Source organism: Rickettsia finnyi, from assembly GCF_049668125.1.
Classification (GTDB): Bacteria; Pseudomonadota; Alphaproteobacteria; order Rickettsiales; family Rickettsiaceae; genus Rickettsia; species Rickettsia kotlanii.
The window spans coordinates 302,485-322,377 of the sequence record NZ_CP187160.1 but is presented as its reverse complement, the minus strand read 5'-3'; the positions used below and the strand labels follow the sequence as shown (position 1 = coordinate 322,377).

Below are 19,893 nucleotides of genomic sequence, written 5' to 3'. Positions count from 1 at the left end.
AGACAAAAAGTATAAACACAGCAAATTCTTAAAATTAAAAGCTCGATTTATCTCGCTTTATGATGAATTTCTGCTTTCGCAGGAATGACATAAGAGTATACAAATATCACTTCAACACACAACTCTGCTTATTATAAGCTAATTTCTTACAAACCGCTTTAGCTTGACTAAGACTACCATAATCACCGGCTAAGATTAAATAGAAAAATTTGCCATCGTCATATTTAACTTTTTTAGTTGTGATAACAACATTTTTAAGAATTTTCGGGAATTGCTTTTTTATTCTTTCCCCTTCTTTCATTGCTTCTGCTTCAGATTTTACCGAACCTAGTTGTACTTTATAACTTTCATTATTTTTACAATTTTTAGCATTACTAACCTTATCTTTACTTCCTTTTTCAAGCTTTATTATATTTAAATCCGTTTCATTTTTGGAGTTATTATTTGGCTCTATTAATGCAACAAGGTTAGATATTTCACCAAAAGATTCATCGCTTTGACTTTGGTTACGAGAATCTATACTCATAGGTTTCTCAGGGTCAGGAAGCAATTTTACAGTTTTAATATTTGTATCTTTAGCAATAAGATTTTCATATATCGTACTATGTACTGCTGCTATTTGGTTATTTTCTATTATAGACGGTTTTATTTTTGTAGGCAGCTCATCAGGATAAATAGTAATTACCGGCTTGCTATTCTGATAATATTGATAACCAAAATAAATAGCGGATATACATACTAAAAATACTAGAAATATTTTAATAAAAATATTATTGATCATATTTAGTAATTTGATAATAGAAAAACGTCATTGCGAGGGGGAATTGTAAGTTTTGATGAAGCACTCTCAGGAGTATTATTTTATGAGATTGCCACGCAGCCTACGGCTGCTCGCAATGACGACTCAGTATCCACATGAGCAATACCTCCTTGCAATGACGATGAAAACCTAACTACATTTTGTTCATTGGTGCTACACCTATCACTTCGAGACCGCTAGCTATAACTTTCTGTATGGCACTTGCAAGAGCAAGGCGTGCCAGAGTTAATTCTTTATTGCTCTTAATTACAAATCTATAATCGCTATTTTCTTTACCGAAATTCCACATAGAATGAAATTTTGAGGCTAAATTTATTAAATAAAATGCGATGCGATGCGGTTCAAAATATTTTGCAGATGCTTCTAATGTTTTTGTCCAGCTAGCCAAAAGTTTTATAATCTCAATTTCTTCTTCAGAGGATAATAAAGATAAATCATACTTACCTGCTTCAAAGTTATTATAAGATTCAGGCATTAATTCTCTAGCTTTTGATAAAATAGATATCGTTCTCACATGTGCATATTGTACATAAAAGATAGGATTTTCTCTTGATTGTTCTTTCACTTTTACCAAATCAAAATCAAGTGGCTTATCATTTTGTCTAGTCAACATCATAAATCTTATGATATCTTTCCCCACCTCATGATTTACGTCTTGTACACTAGCAAAGCTCCCAAGACGTTTTGACATTTTAACCGGCACACCGTTTTCAACGAAATTGACCAATTGACAGATTTTAACGTCCACTTTAACCTGCTCCTTACCTAAAGCTTTAACTATTGCCTCAATTCTTTTAACATATCCACTATGATCGGCACCAAGTACATAAATTAAGTGATTCGCTCCCCGCTCTATTTTATCCTTAGCATATGCAAGATCAGAAGCAAAATAAGACCAACTTCCATCAGCTTTTTCTATAGGACGATCTTGACTATCACCGTACTGAGTAGATTTAAATAATTTTTGAACTCTATTATCCCACTCTTCGTGAATTTTACCTTTAGGGGCAGGTAACGTACCTTCATAAATTAGCCCCATATGCTCCAGTAGTTTAACTGTTTCCTCTATCTCACCTTTATCATGCAATGATTGCTCAGAGAAAAATATATCATGTTTAATCCCTAAATCTGCTAAATCTTTTCTATTTAAATCAAGCATTTTTTCTACGGCAAAACTTTTGATTATTTTGAACCTTTCAGCATCGTTCATTGTTAATAATTTATTGCCGTATTCTTTCGCTAAAATTTGCCCAAGCGGAATTAAATACTCTCCCGGATATAACCCGGCAGGGATAGTAATTTGCTCACCTAAAGTCTCTTTATAACGTAATAATACCGTACTAACTAAATCATTTATTTGTGAGCCTGCATCATTAACATAATATTCTTTTGTAACGGAATAACCTACCTTTTGCAAAATCCTTGCTAGCACATCACCATATACCGCACCCCTAGCATGCCCTATATGCATTGGACCGGTGGGATTTGCTGAAACATACTCGATGTTAATATTTCTGCTTTTATCTATATCAATTTCAAAAAACTGTTCTTCATACTGTAAAATATCCTTTATTGATGCCTGCCAACTATCAGCTTTTATAGTAAAATTAATAAAGCCCGGTCCTGCTATTTCTATACTTGCAATATAAGGTAATGTTATAAGGACTTCTTTAAATTTTAAAGCTACTTCCCGAGGAGCAATACTTTCTTTAGCTGCAATAATCATTGCAATATTACTTGATAAATCACCGTTAAAACTATCTTTCGGTGTTTCAATAGTAGCAGTATTTGCTATTTCTTGATTATTATATAATTGCCTGCTTGCCACAATTATATCTTGTTTCAATTGATTAAATATATTCATAATTATTAAATGTTATTAAAATTCAGCGAATAGAATTCTTACAAATGCTCGCTAATAAGGAGGAATTTGTAGGAGACACAGAACGCGGCACCGCAGCGTACACTTTAGTACGTGAGGATGCGAGTACCGGAGCGACGCACAAATTACCCTAAGAAACAAGTTATGTAGGAAGTCGAACAGAGCTGATTATATTCCTGAATGGCAAAACGGTCAGTCATCCCTGCTATATAATCAGCAACAACTCTAGCTTTACTATATGTTTCATTAGAATCTATTAGCATTTTCCAATTAACCGGCAATAAATTAATATCATCCATATAAACCTTAAACAGACCTTGTACGATTTTAGTACATTTAAGACTGATGGCCGTAATTTTATTACTTTTATAAACTCGCTCATGAAGAAACTTCTTAGTTTCCTTAATATTTTCATTAGTTTTTTCCGTAAAATCCACTATCTGATAATTCAAGTTACGTATCTCATCTATGTTAGTAATTTTTTCTTTATTTAAATTTTCTTTTGTTTGCCATAATAAATCGGTAATTAACTCATGTATTAGCTTACGTACTACCTCATAAATCAGACATGAGGAACTAATACCTTTAAATTTTGACTTGAGTTCAACAACATGTTGATCAATATATTTAAGTTCAGCAAGACTATTAAAATCGATAATTTTAGCACTGATACTATCTTCCAAATCATGCGAAATATAACTAATATCATCGGCAAGAGCTGCTATTTGAGCCTCTGCTGATGCATAGGTACTAAGTTCTAAATCATTTTGCTTATTATACTCTGCTATATATTCATTTATCTCGCCTAATATAGGACCGTTATGTTTTACTATTCCTTCTAAAACTTCCCATGTTAAATTTACTCCATTATAAGCCGCATATCTTTTTTCAAGTAATGTTAGTATCTTTAAAGATTGAGCATTATGAGAAAAGCCGTTATACTCTCTCATACATTCATTTAAAGCCCGCTCTCCCGCATGACCGAAAGGCGTATGCCCAAGATCATGAGCAAGTGCTATTGTCTCAGCTAAATCATTTGATAAATTTAAAGTATTAGCAACCGAACGTGCCACAGTTGAAACCTCTAGAGAATGAGTTAGCCTATTTCTGTAATGATCTCCCTCGTGATTAATAAAAACTTGAGTTTTATATTGCAAACGCCTAAATGCATTAGTATGTATAATGCGATCACGATCACGTTCAAACTCGTTTCTATAAGAGGTCGGGATTTCCTTATATAATCTTCCCCTACTTTTAAGAGGATCAGAAGCGTATGAAGCAAGCATCGTTATCCTTTATTTTGAAAGACATTGTTGTGTGATTCTAACTTTGGCGTCATTGCGAGGAAATTGCATAACAATTGATGAAGCAATCTCAGGAGTTTGTTATTATTTCATGAGATTGCCACGCAGCCTACGGCTGCTCGCAATGCCAATTGAGTATCCACATAACAAAGCCAACTTGAAAAATATCAAGATATACTATATAATTTATGAGACTTTTACAAGGTAATTTTAAGTGACGATAACAATTACAGATAGAGCTTTTGAACGGGTTCGCGAGTTAGTAAAGCTAGAAAAAGATAAGAATTTAGTACTGCGAGTTTCGGTTGATAGCGGCGGTTGCTCAGGACTTATGTATAATTACGAACTAGTCTCACAAAATAATATAGAGCAAGACGATTATGTCATTACTAAACATAATACTACAATTATTATTGATCCTATCTCTCAAAAATTTATGCTAAATTGCACTCTTGATTTTATAGAAGAGCTAGGCAGTTCATATTTCAACGTTAGTAATCCGCAAGCTAAAGCAAAATGCGGCTGCGGTAATTCTTTCTCGGTGTAAATGCAAGTATTGCGAGTGGGCATTGTTATTACATCGCAACGTCAAACTTTTAATGTTAATCATTAAGTTGCATAGTTGCTCCACCTACCTCAACTTCGTCATTATTATCATAAGGAGGACGCTCTACTTCATTACTATTAACGTTATTATCTTTGTATTCTTCGTTATCTGAAGAATTACTATCTATGTTAATATAAACATGTTGTTCTTGGGCTTGTTGAGAGCTATTAAATTTTGTTTTAATGTTTCAGCTTGAGATTTTCTTAAATTTAGTCCTTGTCCTTTACATTGCCCCGTAGAGAGAATTTTAAGGCCTTGAGATTGTCTTATTAAATCATCGCATACCAAAACTCCGCAGTCCGAAGTATTTCCTTCTTCTTGTTGAGTTTTTAAATCCATTATTGCTGCATCCGAGCAAACCTCGGTAATAAGTTTGACTAAGTCAGGACGATTATTTAACGATCTACCCAAAGGATCATTATAAGTAAATATTATCTCTTACCCAATGCCCATGTCCTGTATTAATCGGCATTTGTTTACTTCTTGTTGATCATTAGTCAATTGCTCATTTTGATTTTATTGTACTTCTGGCCACTCCTTGGCTTGTGGCTCCGGCAGTGAAACAAAATCATTTATTATAGTCTGTGTATCACTTAAAAATTTTGTTCTGTCAGCCTCTTTAGTAACTATACTCAGATCTTCCATCTTACCTTTATCAAGCATTGAGCATATAAAAGCAGTATTGTCCTCCATCTCCATACTATAAACTTTATGAACTTTTAACAATAATTTTTGTTCTTCCTAAAGGCTAGCTATACTTACAGCCTTTAAATATTCAAAAGCAGCTAGCGGTACTAAATTTAATTTAAATAAAAATTCTCCTAAAGATATATAAAGATCTTTTTTTAAAGATAGATAATTCTCTACTTCTTTTTTATTCTTAGGGATGTTAAAAATTTCTCTAAGAATAAAACTACACTCTTCTATCGGGTCGGGTCTATACTTAAACTTACCTTGAAATATTTTATTACTTCAAGAAGCAATTTAGTTACTATTTCGCTTTTATTTTCGTCCTTATAGAATCTCCCTAAATTTAAAAAAAATCCACCTATTTTTTTACAAATATTGCTAAAAATGTACGGAATTGTATCATGACCATAGAGAAAGTTAAAATCTTTTTCAATTTCCAGAGCATTAATATATTCTCTTATTGCTTTAAACCAATCTAATTCCGATTTATTATTTTCATAGATTATACCTCAATAATAATGAGCATTGGCTTTTATTTCATTTATAGATATAACAATATGCTCAGCTTGCGATCCCGTAAGTTTATCAAGCCATTCTAATGCTTCTTCATAAGATTTTTTTTGTTCTTTATTAGATGCTACATTATCGGTTACTTGATAAGGTTTTTAGTTACTAAAATCCAAAGCGGTTACATTGATAAACTCTGCAAGCCCGCCATTTGGTTTTACTAATGTTTCATTAAATATATATATTTTGAAAGGTAAAATTTGAAATTATTTTTCTTTTGTAATTTTATCATATTTTTTTAGTTTGATAAGAATGGACTCCAGATTATCCAACTTTATCATACATGGACCGTCGCTTGGAGCGTTATCGGGGTCTTGATGTACTTCCATATACATACCGGCGATACCTACAGAAGTTGCTGCCTTTGCAAGTAACTCTACATATTTTCTTTCTCCGCCGGTACTGCCTCCTAGCCCGCCCGGTTGCTGAACGGAATGTGTGGCATCAAAAACTACAGGTACATTTAACTCTGCCATTATTGCAAGACTACGCATATCAGATACCAAGTTATTATAGCCAAAACATGTTCCTCGCTCTGTAAATAATATATCCTTTACTCCAAAAGCTTCTAGTTTTGTTTGTACATTTTTCATATCCCACGGAGCTAGGAACTGTCCTTTTTTTACTTTTACTATTTTACCTGTTTTTGCTGCAGCTTGAAGCAAGTCGGTTTGTCTACATAAAAATGCCGGAATTTGTAAAATATCTGCTACTTCGGCTGTTTCAGTACATTGACTCTCTGAATGAACATCAGTAACAATAGGGCAATTGAATTCAGATTTTACTTTTGATAAAATTTCTAAACCTTTCTCAATACCAAGTCCTCTAATCCCATGTATGGAAGTTCTATTAGCTTTATCAAAAGAAGATTTATAAATAAATGGAATCTCAAGCTTGCTAGTTAATTTAACAAGTTTTTCTGCCATAAACAAAGCATGATCTTTGCCTTCAATCTGACAAGGCCCTGTAATTAGAACAAACGGTAAATCATTTCCTATTTTGATATTGTTAAGTTTTACTACTTTTTGCATAATTCTTAGATTTAATTAATTGAACGAGGCACGGATTAGTGTTTCTCTGTTATATCAGGTATTGATTTATTTTCTATTAATTATTAGTGTATAATATTTTTCTTTTATTGTCGTTAAATCATAACTACCATGATAATAACCTTCTAGGTTAATAATTTTTTTTAAATAAAAATTTATTTGCTCTGTTTCTAACGGTTCATCTATATTTTTTACAATAGACGACTTAATATTAATTAAATACGCTTTTATTTTTTTTAATTCTTTAATAATTATAAAAATATCATGCGGTTTTGTTACCAATATTCCTACAAATAAAATTAATAATATTTGCGTTAAAGACATATTTATATTAATTTCTTATGTTTATATTTTGGATTTAAAATACTTTCCCTGTTAGTACTTAGCATATATTCATGATAATCTTGATAATTTCCTTCAAACCATGTAGCATTATTTTCTTTATCATATGATATAATATGAGTGGTTATTCTATCTAAAAACCACCTATCATGACTAATCACTAATACACAACCTGCAAAATCTAAAATAGCATCTTCAAGTGCTCTTAACGTATCAATATCTAAATCATTAGACGGCTCATCTAATAATATAACATTTGTTCCTTCTTTTAGTAATTTTGCCAAATGTACTCTGTTACGTTCTCCACCTGAAAGTTGTCCAACTTTTTTTTGTTGATCACCGCCTCTAAAATTAAAAGCTGCACAATAAGCTCTACTTTTAATTATTCTATTACCAAGTTGTAATTCATCTAGACCTTCTGAAATTTCTTCCCATATAGTCTTATTATCATCTAAATGATCCCGTGATTGATCGACATAACCTAATTTTACCGTTTGACCAATTTTAATAGAACCACTATCTGGCATTATTTTACCTGTAATAATATTAAACAAAGTAGACTTACCTGCTCCATTCGGTCCAATAATTCCTACAATAGCTCCACGTGGAACTTTAAAACTAAAATCTGATAATAATATTTTATTATTAAATTTTTTAGCTATATGTTCTGCTTCAATAACAAAATCACCTAAACGAGGTCCGTTAGGTATAATTATTTGAGTAGGATCGGTTTTTTGTTCTTGTTGTTTATTTAATAACTCTTGATATGCTGTAATACGCGCTTTATTTTTTGATTGTCTAGCTTTTGGAGTTTGACGAATCCATTCAAGTTCACGATTCAATTGTTTTTTTCTATCATCGTCTTCTTTATTTTCTAAAGCTAATTTTTTTTGCTTCTGCTCAAGCCAAGAACTATAATTTGATTCCCACGGTATACAATTTCCACGATCTATTTCTAATATCCATTCTGTAACATTATCTAAAAAATAACGATCATGGGTAATTACTATTACAGTACCTTCATAATGCTTTAAATAATCCTCAAGCCACGAAACTGATTCTGCATCCAAATGATTTGTAGGTTCATCAAGTAACAACATATCAGGTTTCTCTAAAAGCAATTTACATAAAGCTACTCTTCTTTTTTCTCCACCGGAAATTTTTGTAATATCTGCTTCTTTTGGTGGGCAACGTAAAGCAAGCATTGCAATCTCTATTTCACGTTCTAGATTCCATCCATCACAATTGTCTATTTTTTCTTGCAATTCTGCTTGTTTATCAAAAAGCTTTTGCATTTCTTCATCAGTGATTTCAGCAGCAAATTTGTTACTTATATAATTAAATTCATCAATAAGTTTTTTCTTTTCATGAAGACCTTCTATGATATTATCAAAAACATTTTTACTAGCATCAAGATACGGTTCTTGAGGTAAATATCCTACTTTTATACCAATTTTAGCCGTTGCTTTACCTTCAAATTCTTTATCAATACCTGCCATTATTTTTAATAAAGTTGATTTGCCTGCTCCATTTGGACCTATTATACCGATTTTAGCTTTTGGTAAAAATGATAAATTTATTTCTTTTAAAATTCGTTTACCATTTATAGTTTTGCTTAAACCAACCATTTCATAAACATATTGATATGACATAAATTATTTCCTTATATTATTATTTTACACCGATATATATATTTACTACTGTATTGTATGAATTTATTGCTCTATGATCATATAATTCAAAATCAGACATTGTAATTTCTATCATTGTTTTTCTCGTTTAGATATTTATCTTAAGAAATAAAATGCTGTATATATACTTTAATTTTAGCAGCTTGAGGATTGTGTATACTTTTATACTTATAATTTTTCCATATGCATTTTAATTTAATTTTAATAATATCAAGTCTAATTCTGCCAAATCTTTATAATGAAATATTAATTTTCCACCTAATGGATAATTTTCGATTGTTATTTTTATACCAAATTTTTCTGATAAAACTTTTACTAATAATTCTAGATCATTATCCTTAGCGTTGTCCTTTAAAAAACGCTTTCCTATTTTGTTATTATTAGGGGATTTTGTATACTCATTTTTATACCATTGTCTTACTAGTTCTTCTGTTTGACGTACATTTAAATCATTATTTATAATATGATCGGCTATTACTTCTGCATGTTCATGATTTATTAAACACCGAGCTTGCCCCATACTTAGTATATTTTCATTTACTTTATCTTGAATAGACTGCGGCAAATTATTCAGCCTTAATAAATTAGCTATATGACTACGACTTTTACCAAGCCTTTCAGCTAATTTTTCTGCCGTATAATTAAAATTTTCTATTAAATATTTAAAGCCACGTGCTTCTTCCATTACTGTTAAATCAGTTCTTTGTATGTTCTCAATTAATGCTATTTCCATACTCTCTCTAGCATCTAAATTTTTTATAATTACCGGTATCTCTAAAACTTTTGCTAATTTACATGCACGCCAACGTCGCTCTCCTGCTATAATTTGGAAATTATTATCAACAATAATAGGCTGTAATAAACCATTCTTCAATATAGAATCTGCTAATTCTTTTATTTTATCATATTCAAAGTTTTTTCTAGGCTGATTCTCGTTTGGTCTTATTTTATCAATATTTATTATTTGTACTATTTCTGATTCTATAGAAATAACTTCTTCTCCAAGTAATGAAGATAATCCTCTTCCTAGTCCTTTATTTTTCGCCATATCTTTCTAAGATTTCTTTTGTAAGTTCTATATATGCAACTGCTCCCGAACATTTATAATCATATATAATAGCCGGTTTCCCATATGAAGGAGCTTCAGATAGTTTAATATTTCTTGGAATAACGGTTTTAAATACTAATTCTCCTAAGCATTTTCTAACATCATCTTCTACTTGTTCAGTTAAACGATTACGCTTATCATACATTGTAAATAATATACCTGCAATTTTTATCTTAGGATTTAATTTTTTCTCTACAATTTCAATTGTTTTTAACAAATGACTTAATCCTTCTAAAGAATAAAAATCACATTGCATTGGAATCAGTACTTCATCGCTTGCAACTAAAGCGTTTACCGTTAATAAATTTAATGAAGGAGGGCAATCAATAATTATATAATCATATAATATTTTTATTTCTGCCAATAGCTTCATTAAAATATATTCTCGATCCTTTAATTTTGTTAAGTCTAATTCAGCTGCAGATAGATTAGTGTTTGAAGTAATTATTTCTAAATTTGGTATATCTGTAGAAATTATTGCATCTTGCAATTCTATTAAATTTGTTAATACTTGGTATATAGTATTTTTGCGTTGTTGCTGACTAATTCCAAAACCGGTACTACTATTCCCTTGAGGATCAAGATCTATAACTAAAATTTTTTTATTTACAGCAGCAAAAGCTGTAGCTAAATTTACAGTAGTTGTAGTTTTAGCTACCCCTCCTTTTTGATTAACAATAGCAATTACTTTCATATCATTTTTGTTAAATTACTAACTTCTAGAATTTTCCCTTCTTCACAAGTAATACTTTGATGTATTAAATAATCAAATAACCATCTCTCTTTAGCTTCTACTATTTCAGTTAAATAATTTTTTCCTTTTAATAACAAAAATTTTTCGCGTACTGAAATATTTTTTATGCAATTAAATATTGTATTGAAGTTAGAGAAAGCTCTACAAGTTAATATACTACAATCTATTTCTACTTTTTCTATTCTTTGATTGATTATTTGTATGTTATTATTTGATATCTTTGATGCTTTTTCTAAAAATATACATTTACGTAAATCAGCTTCTATTAAACTTACTTGCGCTACCCCCGCTATAGATAATACTATACCAGGCAAACCGGAACCGCTTCCTATATCAACCAAATGTATTTCTTTATTATCAATATATTGTATTAATTGTAATGAGTCTAATATATGACGTTGCCAAAAATTATGTATAGTATTATCCGATACAAGATTGATTGATTTATTCCATTTTTTAACTAACTTTTGAAAAATTTCTAACTTTTCAATTATTTCACGTGGAACTTCCATCACTATATTTAGTTTTTAAATAAATTATAATAGCCGTAATTGCTGCAGGTGTAATCCCTGGAATTCGACGTGCTACACCAATAGTAGTAGGTTTATGGGAAGAAAGTTTTTCCTGTATCTCTAATGATATACTTGGTATTTTAAAATAGTCAATATTTTTAGGTATGAACTGCGCCTCTTCACTTTGAAATAAATTAATATCTGCATGTTGTCTAGTTAAATATGAAGCATATTTTGCTTCAATATAGAGTAATTGCAAAATGTTATTATTTTGTGTTTCTTTAAGCATAGGAAAAATTTTAATAGCTTGTTCAACATTAAAATTAGGTATTTTAAATAAGTCTAATACTGTTTTATATGTACCATCCTGTGCAACCTGTATACCCATTTTAGCAAGTTTACTAGTAGTTAAAGACAAAGTATTTAATAATGATTTTATTTTTTCTATATCTTCACATTTTTTTGTGAATATTTTTTTACGTTTTTCTGATACGACTCCAATTTTCATCCCTAATTCCGTTAAACGTAAATCAGAGTTATCTGCTCTTAAAGACAATCTATATTCTGAGCGAGAAGTAAACATACGATAAGGTTCAATAGTACCAAATGTTGTTAAATCGTCAATCATTACTCCAATATAACTATTTGCTCTTGTTAACATAAACGGCGCTTGATCTTTTACTGCTAAAGCAGCATTTATACCGGCTATTATACCTTGCCCTGCGGCTTCCTCATATCCTGTAGTACCGTTAATTTGCCCGGCCAAATACAATCCAGCTATTTTTTTTGTCTCTAGCGTAACACTTATTTCACGTGGATCAACATAATCATATTCTATAGCATAACCTGGACGTAAAATCTTTACATTTTCTAATCCTGGTATTGTTTTGATTAATTTATGTTGCACATCTTCAGGTAAAGAAGTAGAAATACCGTTTGGATAAATCGTATAATCATCTAACCCTTCAGGTTCTAAAAATATACGATGCTCTGATTTTGTACTAAATCTGACTATTTTATCTTCAATAGAAGGACAATATCGCGGTCCTATTCCTTCTATTTGCCCTGAATACATTGCAGATTTATCAAGATTCTCACGTATAATATCATGAGTTTCTGAGGTTGTTTTTGTGATAAAACAATTTATCTGAGAAACATTAACAATATTTGTTAATTCAGAAAAAGGACGAGGGATTTTATCGCCGGGTTGTACAATTGTTTTACTATAATCAATAGTACGTCCATCAATTCGAGGCGGTGTACCTGTTTTTAAACGAGCCAGTTTAAAACCTATTTGTTTTAATGTATTTGATAATCCATACGAAGGCTCTTCATCTACTCTACCGGCAGGGATTTTTTTTTGTCCAATATGAATAAGACCTGATAGGAAAGTACCTGTAGTTAATATAATTTTTTGACAAAGAATTTTGCTACCGTTATTTAAAATAACCGCTTCAATTTTAGAAGATTTAATTTCTATATCTTCCACTTTTCCATATAATATATCTAGATTAGGATAATTTGTTAATATTTGATACATCGCTTTTTTATAAAGCTTTCGATCAGCTTGAGCTCTAGGTCCCCAAACTGCTGGTCCTCTAGTCTCATTCAACATTTTATAATGTATACCGGCTTGGTCTATAACATAACCCATTAACCCATCAAGTGCATCGATTTCTTTAACTAATGTGCCTTTTGCAATGCCACCGATTGCTGGATTGCAAGACATTTCGCCTAAATTTTCCGGTTTTAACGTAATTAAGAGAGTAGGGACTCCAAGACGTGCAGAAGCGGCAGCTGCTTCTACGCCTGCATGTCCACCGCCTATAACTATTACGTCATATTTTAGCATTAATTATTCTATAATTTCAGATTTATTAAAGAAAAATTCGATTTCTCTTTTCGCACTATTTTCACTATCTGAACCATGAATACTATTAGCCTCAATTGATTCGCCTAAATCTTTTCTAATAGTGCCCGCTTCAGCTTCAGCAGGATTAGTTGCACCCATAACGGTGCGGTTTAAAGTTATAGCATCCTCCCCCTTAAGCACTTGAAGTACTACCGCTCCTGAAGTAATATATTCAACTAAGCTATTAAAAAACGGTCTTGCTCTATGCTCATCATAAAAACATGCAGCTTCATATTTAGTTAAAAATTTCATTTTCTGAGCTACTATTTTTAAACCGGCATTTTCTAAGTAAGTATTAACTTGCCCTATTTTATTCCTTTTGATAACATCAGGCTTAATCATTGAAAAAGTATATTGTATTGTCATTTTGTAACCTATTTATTATAATTATTAAATTTATTTTTTAGCTGAACAATTCCATATTAAAGCAAATAATCCTCCTCCTAAAAGAGCAGAAATACTGAAAAATATAAATACCCCATTCCAACCATAATTATCGCTAATCCATCCTACGCCGACTCCCGCAATAGCCGCTCCTAAATAACCAAATAACCCTGATAATCCATTAGCCGTACCAACAGCCTGACGGGTACTAAAATCAGCAGCTGCTATACCTACAAGGAGCTGAGGTCCTGAAACAAAAAAGCCTATTAAAGAAAGAATTACTATACTTAATAATTCACTGTGAATAGGAAGTTTCCAAAACAAGACTAACAATAAGCTAAGCAATACCATACATATGGATGCAACAGGACCTCGACGACCTTGAAATAGTTTATCAGATAAAACACCTGCTATTAATGCCCCTGGGATACCTATCATTTCATATAAACCAATTTGTAAGCCTGCATTTGCAAGACTTATATTACGTAAATCTTTTAAAAATGTTGGAGCCCAATAAATTACTCCGGAACGTATTATATACACAAACATGTTTGCTAAACAAACATACCATATTAGCTTATTATAAAAGACCATTTTAAGTAATTGTGGAGTTAATAGCTTCTCATAATCTCCTATAGCTTCAGGCGGATATTCTTTATATTCCTCTACGGTAGATAAACCTACTTCTTTTGGAGAATTACGAAGCCTATTATATAAAAAAAGCGATACTACACAAGCAACTACGCCTGGAACAAAAAAGGCAGCTCTCCAATCAAATTTATCGATTAAATAACCGCAGCTTATCATAGCAAGGGCACCACCTATTTGATTAGAAGTTGCACCCATAGCCCATTTAGTTCCAAGTTCTTTTGAAACGAACCAGTGAGTAAGCATCTTTGTTGCAGGAGGCCAACCCATAGATTGAAACCAGTTACTGGCTATCCATAAAATTCCTATAAGCCATAAAGAATCTGAAAAACCTATTAGCATAGTAATGATCCCGACAAATAAAAGACCCAAAACCATAAATACCCGAGCATTAACTTTATCGCTAATAAATCCGTTACAAGCTTTACTAACTCCATACATAATAGATGAAGCAGTTAATATCCAGCCAATTTGTGTTTTAGTAACCCCAAAATATTCTCTTATAGCAGGAGTTGCTATATTAAAATTCTGACGACAAAAATAAAAAGTTGCGTAACCTATAATAATAGAATACAAAATCCTTACTCGCCAACTATTATATTTTTTTACATATGGCGATCTTGGAGTTTTAATTTTGGATCTTGTATTTGTCATATTATAAACCCTCCGACTATAAAAAAAGCAAGTTTCAGAGTCTAGCGGTAAATAAATTTTCATTAATAATTAAAGAGCTTTTTTGTTACAAATTATAAGATTTTTGAAGGAATATTATTCATATTTCACAAAAATCTTATAATTTGTAACAAAAAAGCTCTTTAATTATTAATGAAAATTTATTTACCGCTAGACTCTTAGAAGCTTGTTTTTTTTACAAAATTAAATTTTAACAAATTCTATTTTTCGGTTTTATTTACCAAAACTTTATACTCTTTATTTAAACCTTTAACGGCATATATCCATAATATTACTATTACAAAGAATATAGAAGCAAAATAAGGAGTTGCCTCTACAAAACCAAATGCAGGAAATAAAATAAAGAATGTAGATTGAATAATAGCACCGCCTGATTTACCAAATCTTCCTCCGATAACTTCAACAGCTGCTTGCCCTTTTACTCGTAAATCCTTATCAAGCGGAATATACGCCATGTTTTTAGTGGCATCAAATAAAGAATATTTTACACCTTTACTTAAAACATTTTGAATCATACCGATCATAACAGCAAGTACTAAAGGACCTGAAGCAAGAATACCTGTTAAATGCATAGCAATAACACTATCAAAAAAGATAAATGCAAAAAATGCTGCACCGGTAATTAACATCATTAATGGAGTTATCATAGCTGCAGTTAGCCATGATACTTTTCTTAAAATATTACTACCTATAAGCATGAAAGCAATTGCAACCCAACCCTGATAAAATTGGAACTTACCCATATATATAGTATAAGCCTCTTTCGTCGGATATAATTCTTTTACTTTGGATTTCCAAACACCTTCAACTAAATTTACTGAAACACCGTAAGCAATAAGTAACAATGCAATATAACCTACATACTTAGAAGTAAAGATCATTTTAAAACTGTCTATTAATGACATTTTAGCTTTAGCTTTCTTTTCTTTTACTAATGCCGGATCATAAAGTCTAGGATCGGTTAGAACGTTTTTATTCATCCATCTATATGTTAATATTACCAAAAAGCTACTTGTTATCATTATAACAAATAAAGGCACAAATTTTAGATGTTCTGCAACTATTTGAGTTTTTTCATGCAAGCAATAGCCAATAATTACGGATGTTACAGGCAATGCTAAATTAGCAAGTAAACCAAACATTGAGTAAAAACGTTTAGCTTCATCGGTTTTAGTAATTTGGTTAGCAAATTGCCAAAATAATAAACTAAGCATCATTGTTCCCCAAAGCTCTGCCATAGTATAAAAAGATGCAAAACTCCATTTCCCAATTATTCTTATAAACCATTTGAAATTAGGATAAGCTAAACTCCAAGATTCTATGGTTTCAGGATTAGGATGCACTAAATCAGGGTAAGGGTAAAGAACAAACGCAAATAATGCAAAATACCCTAAGAAAAATGAAGTAATAACATAAAACACGTTTTCTTGCTTTAAAATATCGCAGAGCTTAACATAAATTACCATAGCGATTACGGCAGAAGGTAGTACTATATATGTTTTTAAGAAACTTATTGCTTCTGCCCCTATATCCGTTACTACAAACCCGTCTTTAATTGAACGAAGCGTTGAGTAGTTCAATAAAATACAGAACATCATAAACGCCATAGGAAGAAACTTCTTATTTTCATATCTTTCTATAGGCCAAATTACCTTGCTTAGTTCCGAGAGATAATTGTCACTTTTGGGAGTACTCATAAATTAAATTTTTCTATTTATTTTGAAGATAAATATTGTACTAGAATATGTTAGAAAAGTCAAACCTATTGATTTTTTCTCAAAAGAAATTAAATAAAATTATTAACTATAGGATGCGTAAAAGAAATATGAAAAATGAAAACAATATTTCATTACCGCAATATGTAACTTTGAACATTCAAACCTTAAATAGTTCAGAGGATAAAACTATTAGAATAAAAGCAAAAACTTTAAACTTTCTGTTATCTTCAGAAGATTTACGTGATATATCTATTTTAGAAAAGAAATATGATCAAGAAGAAAATTGTGCAGGACTTGCTGCACCGCAAATAGGCATATCAAAATGTATAATGTATAATAATATTTGCAATACATGAAGATGCAAAGTTAAAAAAATGGCGTCCTGACCTTAAGGATACAATGCCTAAAACTATTTGACTTAATCCCTCATATAAACTGATAGGTATTGATAAACATGAAGATTACGAAGGACGCTTTTCTGTTGAAAATGCTATAGGACCGGTAGCAAGATTCAAGAAAATTCATTATCACGCATATGATATAAATGGAAATCAAATTCAAGGTATCGCAGAAGGATTTTTAGCAAGAGTTATCCAGCATGAAAGCGATCATCTAAACGGAAAAGTATTTTTAGATTAGCTCCCAAAAAAATAATGACTAAAGAAGAATATTTAGAAATGCGTAAAAAAGCAACGGAGCAGGAAAATATAAAATCTTAGAGTTTTCTCAATCTCAAATATCATTCTAGCTAAAATTTGAGTATGTCATTCCCGCGGAAGCGGGAATCTAGAAAAAAAAACGAAATTATCCAAACTTTTAATATGAAAATTAAATACATTTATATCTTTTAGTTACTGAATTCCTGCCTTCGCAGGAATGATATTGTTCCTTGTTAAGGCAACGTAAATTTACTTTATATTATTTGGTATAATACTATTGCATCGGATACGGGACGCACGAGATGTTCGCCTAAAGCTTCATCTTCATCACCTGTTACATTATTTATAATTTTTCCGCCCATGCATAATGTAGAAGAACCGCCACCGTCTAAATTGATTGCCGATTCATATCCAAGGCTTAACATATAATCTGCAAGTTCTGTTTTAGTTAACCCTATCACAGTATCATTAACAAGGTGTTTTTCTAAAATTTTTAAAGCTTCAGGGATTGTTAATTTATCAACATTTCTCTTTCCATAATATTGATCTTACTTGCACAAGCTTAAGGGCTTTTACATGTTGCTTATAAATATGCTCGACTACAACTATAGTGCCGTCATTACACACTCCTAAGGCAATACAAACATGAGCCGGATCATCTTGCTTTGGATTACCTACAACATTTTTACCGTTTTGAACCAATCAGGGAATACCGGTTACTATTAAAGCAGTGTTACTTAAATTTATAAGCTTACCGTCTTTATCGATAAATTCTAAATTTAACTTTACAGAATCATTTATATTTACTACCGGCTAACTTGTTTCTTGTGGAAAGGACAATAAAAGCCTTTCTGTGGAATTTGATTATCACCATGCTTACTTATTGCCGTAACAATAAAATTAGACCTATTCTGATCAATCAAAATTTCTTTGTTATAGTATACGGCGTTAATGTGGGAGACACCCAAACATCATTATAGAAAGTAATATCTTTTAGGTTTGAAAAATCATTACCGGCGATTTCAAAGAATCCAGCATTAATAGCAGCAGCTGCATTAGTGCGGTGTGCCATAACGTTTACTGTTTCTCTGCCTATACTATAACCTGATTATGAGCTTTAACTAGTTTTAACCCCAAATTCTTAGGATCAATAGTTAATACATGAATCACATGCTCATCTTTTTCATAACGATTATATGTTAAGCCTTTATATTCCTTTGCGTATATTTTAAAACTGATTATTAAAGCAAGAAATAAGTAAACTAATCTAATCATATTGTTTTACTTTTTTTAACAATAAAATTTAACCATAATGCCTCTTTACTTGGAGAGAATCTCTTACTCTTTTCCGTCCATATTTTAACTATTTCAAAAATAAGGTTTATCTTTATGCATATTGTAAAAATCACGATCATCACGTTGTATAATATCTGAACTGTATCCTATCCGTAAGAAGCATAAAAAATGCCTTCCGGCTTTAATGCAGCATGAATTTTTTATACACATTGATTGTTTCATTATAAGGCACATGAAGGAGAGTTGCTTGAGCCCAAACACCATCAAACGACTCCTTAAAATCGATATCTTGAAAAATGGAGTGCAGTACATCTATTCCGGTTGCTTTTGTAGCTAATTTAAACATTTCGGTTGAACCGTTAAAAGCAGTAACTTGACATCTAAAATATGAACTTGTTCAGGTAAATAGCTAATAAATGCTTTATAGTTATCAGACAAATCTGCATTGATTGTTCTGCTATAAAACTCTTGAGCGTTATTATTATAATATTGTATATTTTGCATAATTTTATATTTTTCCAACTATTAGTATATTTATACTCACCAAACAATAAAATACAAATAGAAAATACATATAATTTCTATTATATATTAGACTTCTTTTCGAACTCGCTTATAGGAAGGAATTTGGAGGAAACACGGAACGCAGCACCGCAGCGTATAAAAAAGTACGTGAGGATGCGAGTACCGGATTGACGTACAAATTACCCCTAGAAGTAGAGTTCCAAAAGAAGTCTATTGACTATTAGACTTAAAAATGGTCTACTTATCAAGAATAAGACTTAAGGTTTATATGATAAAAAAAATAATATTTGGAATAGCTATTTTACTTAGTACAAGCTGCTTTGCCAATAGTACAACTTCTGACGGCTCAAAAAAAGATGCAGCAAAAACTAACGATGTTACAACACAAAAAATTATAGATGATTTTTCTGCTTACGCCGGTACTATAAAACCGGAAGTACGGGAGGAGATACAAAAATATAGAGTAACAATAGTCAAGATTAATAAGAAGAAACGTGAACTATATAACAGCCTTTCCAAAGAGGCTCAAAATTTTTTAGCAGAGCAACAAAAATATAAACAAAAACTATCTATCTCTAAACTATCGGCAGAAAACGACCAAAAGAATAATACTGCTGATTCTAATGATAATAAGAGCAAAGATACAAAATAAATTACTTTTCTTAGCCGTTATTGTACGGGTCAAAAAATCGTCATTGCGAGCAGCCGTAGGCTATGCAGCAATCTCACGAA

General features: G+C 31.2%; 22 protein-coding genes and 4 pseudogenes. 5 read left to right on the top strand and 21 right to left on the bottom strand.

Features of this window, described 5'->3' with window-relative positions; translation table 11 throughout:
• Positions 1-106: 106 nt before the first annotated feature.
• Positions 107-781: an SPOR domain-containing protein gene (locus tag ACPKKV_RS01895; RefSeq protein WP_392505925.1), complete on the bottom strand. Its 675-nt coding sequence runs from the start codon at positions 779-781 to the stop codon at positions 107-109.
• Positions 782-953: 172 nt separating this feature from the next.
• Entirely contained in the window at positions 954-2,684 is a 1,731-nt protein-coding gene (gene argS / locus ACPKKV_RS01890) for an arginine--tRNA ligase (protein WP_392505924.1), read from the bottom strand.
• A 44-nt stretch (positions 2,685-2,728) separates the two neighbouring features.
• Between argS and ACPKKV_RS01885 the strand changes: the two are divergent.
• Positions 2,729-2,833: pseudogene (locus tag ACPKKV_RS01885) on the top strand (palindromic element RPE1 domain-containing protein); the annotation flags it as partial.
• On the opposite strand, the gene ACPKKV_RS01880 reads toward ACPKKV_RS01885, so the two are convergent.
• Positions 2,828-3,988, bottom strand: coding sequence for a deoxyguanosinetriphosphate triphosphohydrolase (locus ACPKKV_RS01880; protein ID WP_392505922.1), 1,161 nt, complete (start codon positions 3,986-3,988; stop codon positions 2,828-2,830). The pseudogene ACPKKV_RS01885 and the gene ACPKKV_RS01880 sit on opposite strands and share 6 nt — an antisense overlap.
• Before the next feature lie 232 nt (positions 3,989-4,220).
• Here ACPKKV_RS01880 and ACPKKV_RS01875 point away from each other — a divergent pair, with 232 nt between their 5' ends.
• Positions 4,221-4,553, top strand: a complete 333-nt coding sequence (locus ACPKKV_RS01875; RefSeq protein ID WP_392505921.1) for an iron-sulfur cluster assembly accessory protein — start codon at positions 4,221-4,223, stop codon at positions 4,551-4,553.
• A gap of 183 nt (positions 4,554-4,736) precedes the next feature.
• On the opposite strand, the gene ACPKKV_RS01870 is transcribed toward ACPKKV_RS01875, so the two are convergent.
• From ACPKKV_RS01870 to tlc1, 12 genes and pseudogenes are all read right to left on the bottom strand, one after another.
• Positions 4,737-5,024, bottom strand: a complete 288-nt coding sequence (locus ACPKKV_RS01870) for a hypothetical protein (RefSeq protein WP_392505919.1) — start codon at positions 5,022-5,024, stop codon at positions 4,737-4,739.
• A gap of 105 nt (positions 5,025-5,129) precedes the next feature.
• Positions 5,130-5,306, bottom strand: coding sequence for a hypothetical protein (locus ACPKKV_RS01865; protein WP_392505918.1), 177 nt, complete (start codon positions 5,304-5,306; stop codon positions 5,130-5,132).
• A 770-nt stretch (positions 5,307-6,076) separates the two neighbouring features.
• Positions 6,077-6,901 (bottom strand): 3-deoxy-8-phosphooctulonate synthase, encoded by an 825-nt coding sequence (kdsA, locus tag ACPKKV_RS01860; RefSeq protein ID WP_392505917.1) that lies wholly within the window; start codon positions 6,899-6,901, stop codon positions 6,077-6,079.
• Positions 6,902-6,936: 35 nt separating this feature from the next.
• A pseudogene (locus ACPKKV_RS01855) lies at positions 6,937-7,243 on the bottom strand (DUF2672 domain-containing protein).
• 2 nt (positions 7,244-7,245) lie between these two features.
• Positions 7,246-8,913 carry an energy-dependent translational throttle protein EttA gene (gene ettA / locus ACPKKV_RS01850; RefSeq protein ID WP_392505916.1) on the bottom strand — a complete coding sequence of 556 codons (1,668 nt, stop codon included), beginning with the start codon at positions 8,911-8,913 and terminating at the stop codon, positions 7,246-7,248.
• A 229-nt stretch (positions 8,914-9,142) separates the two neighbouring features.
• Positions 9,143-10,000: a ParB/RepB/Spo0J family partition protein gene (locus tag ACPKKV_RS01845; protein WP_392505914.1), complete on the bottom strand. Its 858-nt coding sequence runs from the start codon at positions 9,998-10,000 to the stop codon at positions 9,143-9,145.
• A complete protein-coding gene (locus ACPKKV_RS01840) occupies positions 9,987-10,754 on the bottom strand; it encodes a ParA family protein (RefSeq protein WP_010976770.1) in 768 nt (255 codons plus the stop codon). Before ACPKKV_RS01840 ends, ACPKKV_RS01845 begins: the two co-directional genes overlap by 14 nt.
• On the bottom strand, positions 10,751-11,326 hold the full coding sequence (gene rsmG, locus ACPKKV_RS01835; protein ID WP_392506917.1) for a 16S rRNA (guanine(527)-N(7))-methyltransferase RsmG: 576 nt from the start codon (positions 11,324-11,326) through the stop codon (positions 10,751-10,753). The genes ACPKKV_RS01840 and rsmG overlap by 4 nt, the downstream gene beginning before the upstream one ends.
• Positions 11,310-13,178: a tRNA uridine-5-carboxymethylaminomethyl(34) synthesis enzyme MnmG gene (gene mnmG / locus ACPKKV_RS01830; protein ID WP_392505913.1), complete on the bottom strand. Its 1,869-nt coding sequence runs from the start codon at positions 13,176-13,178 to the stop codon at positions 11,310-11,312. The genes rsmG and mnmG overlap by 17 nt, the downstream gene beginning before the upstream one ends.
• A 3-nt stretch (positions 13,179-13,181) precedes the next feature.
• Complete coding sequence (ndk, locus tag ACPKKV_RS01825) at positions 13,182-13,604, bottom strand: nucleoside-diphosphate kinase (RefSeq protein ID WP_392505912.1); 423 nt, start codon at positions 13,602-13,604, stop codon at positions 13,182-13,184.
• A gap of 30 nt (positions 13,605-13,634) precedes the next feature.
• Positions 13,635-14,924, bottom strand: coding sequence for an MFS transporter (locus ACPKKV_RS01820; protein WP_392505911.1), 1,290 nt, complete (start codon positions 14,922-14,924; stop codon positions 13,635-13,637).
• Between the two features lie 239 nt (positions 14,925-15,163).
• Entirely contained in the window at positions 15,164-16,660 is a 1,497-nt protein-coding gene (tlc1, locus tag ACPKKV_RS01815; protein WP_392505910.1) for an ATP/ADP exchange transporter Tlc1, read from the bottom strand.
• A gap of 113 nt (positions 16,661-16,773) precedes the next feature.
• Between tlc1 and ACPKKV_RS01810 the strand changes: the two are divergent.
• Positions 16,774-17,400, top strand: a pseudogene (locus ACPKKV_RS01810) (peptide deformylase).
• Between the two features lie 194 nt (positions 17,401-17,594).
• Here the strand turns inward: ACPKKV_RS01810 and ACPKKV_RS01805 are convergent.
• From ACPKKV_RS01805 to ACPKKV_RS01780, 6 genes are all read right to left on the bottom strand, one after another.
• A complete protein-coding gene (locus ACPKKV_RS01805; protein ID WP_392506916.1) occupies positions 17,595-17,765 on the bottom strand; it encodes a phosphodiester glycosidase family protein in 171 nt (56 codons plus the stop codon).
• A 94-nt stretch (positions 17,766-17,859) separates the two neighbouring features.
• Positions 17,860-18,042, bottom strand: coding sequence for a hypothetical protein (locus tag ACPKKV_RS01800; protein ID WP_392505908.1), 183 nt, complete (start codon positions 18,040-18,042; stop codon positions 17,860-17,862).
• A gap of 217 nt (positions 18,043-18,259) precedes the next feature.
• A complete protein-coding gene (locus ACPKKV_RS01795; protein WP_392505907.1) occupies positions 18,260-18,412 on the bottom strand; it encodes a hypothetical protein in 153 nt (50 codons plus the stop codon).
• Positions 18,413-18,432: 20 nt separating this feature from the next.
• Positions 18,433-18,615, bottom strand: coding sequence for a hypothetical protein (locus tag ACPKKV_RS01790; RefSeq protein WP_392505905.1), 183 nt, complete (start codon positions 18,613-18,615; stop codon positions 18,433-18,435).
• Between the two features lie 202 nt (positions 18,616-18,817).
• Positions 18,818-18,982 (bottom strand): hypothetical protein, encoded by a 165-nt coding sequence (locus ACPKKV_RS01785; protein WP_392505904.1) that lies wholly within the window; start codon positions 18,980-18,982, stop codon positions 18,818-18,820.
• Positions 18,970-19,140 (bottom strand): hypothetical protein, encoded by a 171-nt coding sequence (locus tag ACPKKV_RS01780; RefSeq protein WP_392505903.1) that lies wholly within the window; start codon positions 19,138-19,140, stop codon positions 18,970-18,972. The genes ACPKKV_RS01785 and ACPKKV_RS01780 overlap by 13 nt, the downstream gene beginning before the upstream one ends.
• An 89-nt stretch (positions 19,141-19,229) precedes the next feature.
• Between ACPKKV_RS01780 and ACPKKV_RS01775 the strand changes: the two are divergent.
• Together ACPKKV_RS01775 and ACPKKV_RS01770 are read left to right on the top strand one after the other, a co-directional pair.
• A pseudogene (locus ACPKKV_RS01775) lies at positions 19,230-19,379 on the top strand (palindromic element RPE1 domain-containing protein); the annotation flags it as partial.
• Positions 19,380-19,429: 50 nt separating this feature from the next.
• Positions 19,430-19,813, top strand: a complete 384-nt coding sequence (locus ACPKKV_RS01770) for a hypothetical protein (protein WP_392505901.1) — start codon at positions 19,430-19,432, stop codon at positions 19,811-19,813.
• Positions 19,814-19,893: the final 80 nt, after the last annotated feature.

Bases quoted from the DNA above. Each gene is read 5' to 3' on its own strand.
- ACPKKV_RS01895 (WP_392505925.1), bottom strand. From the start codon at position 781: ATGATCAATAATATTTTTATTAAAATATTTCTAGTATTTTTAGTATGT.
- ACPKKV_RS01780 (WP_392505903.1), bottom strand. From the start codon at position 19,140: ATGCAAAATATACAATATTATAATAATAACGCTCAAGAGTTTTATAGC.
- ettA (WP_392505916.1), bottom strand. From the start codon at position 8,913: ATGTCATATCAATATGTTTATGAAATGGTTGGTTTAAGCAAAACTATA.
- mnmG (WP_392505913.1), bottom strand. From the start codon at position 13,178: ATGCTAAAATATGACGTAATAGTTATAGGCGGTGGACATGCAGGCGTA.
- rsmG (WP_392506917.1), bottom strand. From the start codon at position 11,326: ATGGAAGTTCCACGTGAAATAATTGAAAAGTTAGAAATTTTTCAAAAG.
- ACPKKV_RS01820 (WP_392505911.1), bottom strand. From the start codon at position 14,924: ATGACAAATACAAGATCCAAAATTAAAACTCCAAGATCGCCATATGTA.
- ACPKKV_RS01805 (WP_392506916.1), bottom strand. From the start codon at position 17,765: ATGTTAAGCCTTGGATATGAATCGGCAATCAATTTAGACGGTGGCGGT.
- ACPKKV_RS01880 (WP_392505922.1), bottom strand. From the start codon at position 3,988: ATGCTTGCTTCATACGCTTCTGATCCTCTTAAAAGTAGGGGAAGATTA.
- ACPKKV_RS01865 (WP_392505918.1), bottom strand. From the start codon at position 5,306: ATGGAGGACAATACTGCTTTTATATGCTCAATGCTTGATAAAGGTAAG.
- ACPKKV_RS01845 (WP_392505914.1), bottom strand. From the start codon at position 10,000: ATGGCGAAAAATAAAGGACTAGGAAGAGGATTATCTTCATTACTTGGA.
- tlc1 (WP_392505910.1), bottom strand. From the start codon at position 16,660: ATGAGTACTCCCAAAAGTGACAATTATCTCTCGGAACTAAGCAAGGTA.
- ndk (WP_392505912.1), bottom strand. From the start codon at position 13,604: ATGACAATACAATATACTTTTTCAATGATTAAGCCTGATGTTATCAAA.
- argS (WP_392505924.1), bottom strand. From the start codon at position 2,684: ATGAATATATTTAATCAATTGAAACAAGATATAATTGTGGCAAGCAGG.
- ACPKKV_RS01840 (WP_010976770.1), bottom strand. From the start codon at position 10,754: ATGAAAGTAATTGCTATTGTTAATCAAAAAGGAGGGGTAGCTAAAACT.
- ACPKKV_RS01770 (WP_392505901.1), top strand. From the start codon at position 19,430: ATGATAAAAAAAATAATATTTGGAATAGCTATTTTACTTAGTACAAGC.
- kdsA (WP_392505917.1), bottom strand. From the start codon at position 6,901: ATGCAAAAAGTAGTAAAACTTAACAATATCAAAATAGGAAATGATTTA.
- ACPKKV_RS01785 (WP_392505904.1), bottom strand. From the start codon at position 18,982: ATGTTTAAATTAGCTACAAAAGCAACCGGAATAGATGTACTGCACTCC.
- ACPKKV_RS01795 (WP_392505907.1), bottom strand. From the start codon at position 18,412: ATGGCACACCGCACTAATGCAGCTGCTGCTATTAATGCTGGATTCTTT.
- ACPKKV_RS01790 (WP_392505905.1), bottom strand. From the start codon at position 18,615: ATGATTAGATTAGTTTACTTATTTCTTGCTTTAATAATCAGTTTTAAA.